Genomic DNA, 3,177 nt, shown 5'->3' with positions numbered 1-3,177 from the left:
CTAGAAGCCGGTAACGTGACCAAGGTTCTTTACCCGAACGACAACCATGACCAGGGTAAAGCACTGCGTCTGATGCAGCAGTACTTCCACTGTGCCTGTTCGATTGCCGATATCCTGCGCCGTCACATCGGTGCCGGTAACAAGATTGAAGATCTGGCTAAGCTTGAGACTATCCAGCTTAACGATACGCACCCGACGATCGCTATTCCAGAACTGATGCGTGTTCTGATTGACGAATACAAACTGGGTTGGGATGCCGCGTGGGCCATCTCTTCGAAGACATTCGCCTACACCAACCACACCTTGCTGCCTGAAGCGCTGGAAACGTGGAGCGAGGCACTGATTGCCCAAATGCTTCCTCGTCACATGGAAATCATTTTCGAAATCAACCACCGCTTCATGACGCTTGTTGAAGCGCATTGGCCGGGCAATAATGACGTGAAGCGCAAGCTGTCTATCATTGAGGAAGGTCCTCAGCGCATGGTACGCATGGCGAACCTTTGTGTGGTCAGTACTTATGCCGTTAACGGTGTAGCCGCACTGCACTCGGAGCTGGTCAAGCGTGACCTGTTCCCTGAGTTCAACGAGCTATTCCCTGGTCGTCTTCAGAACGTGACTAACGGTGTAACACCACGTCGTTGGATCAAATACTGTAACCCGGGTCTTTCTGCGCTGATCAGCGAGAAGGTGGGTAACGACTGGCCGAGCAAGCTTGAGAAAATTGGTGGTCTGGAGAAGTTTGCTGAAGATGAAGTGTTCCAGAAGCGCTACATGGCAGTGAAAAAAGAGAACAAACAACGTCTGGCTGACTGGGTTGAAGAGAACATGGGTATCGAGCTGGATACCAATGCCATCTTTGACATTCAAATCAAGCGTCTGCACGAGTACAAGCGTCAGCACCTGAACCTGCTTCACATTCTGTCGCTGTACCATCGCCTGCTGAACGATCCGACATTCGACATGCAACCTCGCGTATTCTTCTTTGGTGCCAAGGCGGCGCCGGGTTATGCGCTGGCGAAAGATATTATCTTTGCTATCAACAAGGTTGCCGAGAAGGTGAACAACGACCCTCGTCTTGGCGGCAAGCTGAAAGTGGTCTTCATTCCTGATTACCGCGTGAGCCTGGCAGAGATCCTGTTCCCTGCAGCAGACGTATCAGAGCAGATTTCGACTGCCGGTAAAGAAGCATCAGGTACAGGTAACATGAAGTTCGCGATGAACGGTGCCCTGACCATCGGTACGATGGACGGTGCCAACGTTGAAATGCGTGAAGAAGTCGGCGATGACAACATCTTCATTTTCGGCCTGCTGGTTGATGAAGTACAGAAACTAAAAGAAGAGGGTTACGACCCTTACCGTTATTACCATGCTGATAGCTTACTGCGCGCAGCACTGGATCTATTGGAAACTGATGAGTTCACACCAGGATACCCTGGCCAGCTGGCAGCGATTCGCCACAACCTGCTGGACGGTGGTGACCCTTACCTGGTACTGGCTGACTTTGCCGACTACGTGAAAACTCACGAGAAAATCGATGCTGAATACCGTGACCAGAAGAACTGGGCACGCAAAGCAATTCTAAATACAGCATTGATGAGCAAGTTTAGCTCAGACCGTAGTATTCGAGACTACGCCAATAACATCTGGAACCTCGAGCCAGTAAACCGTTAATTCAGCCCATTTGGTGATTTAGAGTCTGAATTGATATCAGCAAAACCCTAACATCGAAGCGGCCGCAAGGCCGCTATCGGAGAGAACGATGAAAGACGATCAAGTATTAAAACAAGTTGCTGACATCGCAGGTATTGCAGATAGCTATGTCAGTGCTTGGGGAGATGAAGCCAAGGTGGAAAGCGAGACGATCCGTCGTCTGCTGGCTGCGCTTGGTTACGACACACGTAATGACGAAGCTTTGCTGGAATCAGCCAATAAAAAACACCATCCGGATGTGTTAGCACCTGTGCAGGTCGTACGTAGCGGCGAGCCGATGCGCATTGCCATGCACCTTGATCAAGCCGCGCGGAGCAGCGATTTCAGCTGGCGTCTGGAAACAGAGCAGGGTGAGGTGATGGAAGGCTGGTTGCAGTCTCAGCTGATCAGTGACGAGCGTGCCGATGGCGGCCCGTTGGTGTTCTCATTACCAGATGATCTGGAGTGGGGTTACCACAAGCTGGAAGTGTTCCGCAAGCGTCGTAAATCTCCGTTTGAAATGACTTTGATCGTTACTCCTCAGTCTTGTTACAAGCAGGATGCCCTGCAGGAAGACAAGAAGCTTTGGGGAACGAGTGTTCAGCTGTATTCAATTCGCACTAATCACAACTGGGGGATTGGTGATTTCGGCGATCTGAAACAACTGGTTGCCGATGTCGCTGCCCGTGGTGGTGATTTTGTGGGTCTTAACCCCATTCACTCCTTATTCCCGGCCAACCCGGAAGGTGCGAGCCCATATAGCCCGTCTTCTCGTCGTTGGCTGAACCTGATGTATATTGATGTGAGCTCAGTCTCTGAGTTTGCCCAGTGTGACGAGGCCCAGCAGCTGGTAGGCAGCCCTGAGTTCCAGCAGCGCTTGGTCGAGGCCCGCAATGCCAACTGGGTGAACTACAGCGAAGTCTCCTGCCTGAAAATGGCCGTGCTTCCTTTGCTGTTTGATACGTTCCGTGAGCGTCACCTGGATAAAAAGACGGCGCGTGCAGAGAAATTCCTGGCGTTTGTTGAGCAGGGCGGTGAAAGCCTGCTTCACCAGGCGGCCTTCGATGCGCTTCATGCCGAGCTGAAGAAAGAAGATGATTCTGTGTGGGGATGGCCGGTCTTCCCGGAAGAGTATCGTCATTTTGATAATCCTGCCGTGCAGACATTTATCAAGAAGAACTATGCCAAAGTACAACTGTTTATGTACTTGCAGTGGATTGCCGATACCCAGCTGGCCGAAGTCAACGAGCTGGCAGAAGAAAAGGGTATGGTCATGGGGCTTTACCGCGACCTGGCTGTGGGTGTGTGTGACTCTGGCTCTGAAACCTGGGCTGATCACGGCGCATTATGTCAGGATGTGAGCGTGGGCGCGCCGCCAGATATTCTTGGTCCTCTGGGTCAGAACTGGGGACTGCCGCCGCTAAACCCGGAAGTGCTGAAAGAAAGAGCCTATGACCCTTATGTTCAGTTGATCCGTGCCAATATGCG

At 51.8% G+C, this 3,177-nt stretch carries 2 protein-coding genes; both read left to right on the top strand.

Translation table 11 applies throughout. From position 1 onward, the window contains the following. Window positions 1–1,671: glycogen/starch/alpha-glucan phosphorylase (locus MHN01_RS22100; RefSeq protein WP_239413467.1), on the top strand; the 1,671-nt coding region annotated here is incomplete at its 5' end. A gap of 88 nt (window positions 1,672–1,759) precedes the next feature. After that, window positions 1,760–3,177 (top strand): 4-alpha-glucanotransferase (gene malQ / locus MHN01_RS22095; RefSeq protein ID WP_239413466.1); only part of this gene is annotated, 1,418 nt, incomplete at its 3' end.

Source organism: Photobacterium sp. OFAV2-7, from assembly GCF_022347985.1.
Lineage (GTDB): Bacteria > Pseudomonadota > Gammaproteobacteria > Enterobacterales > Vibrionaceae > Photobacterium.
This window is presented reverse-complemented; position numbering and strand designations above follow the sequence as displayed.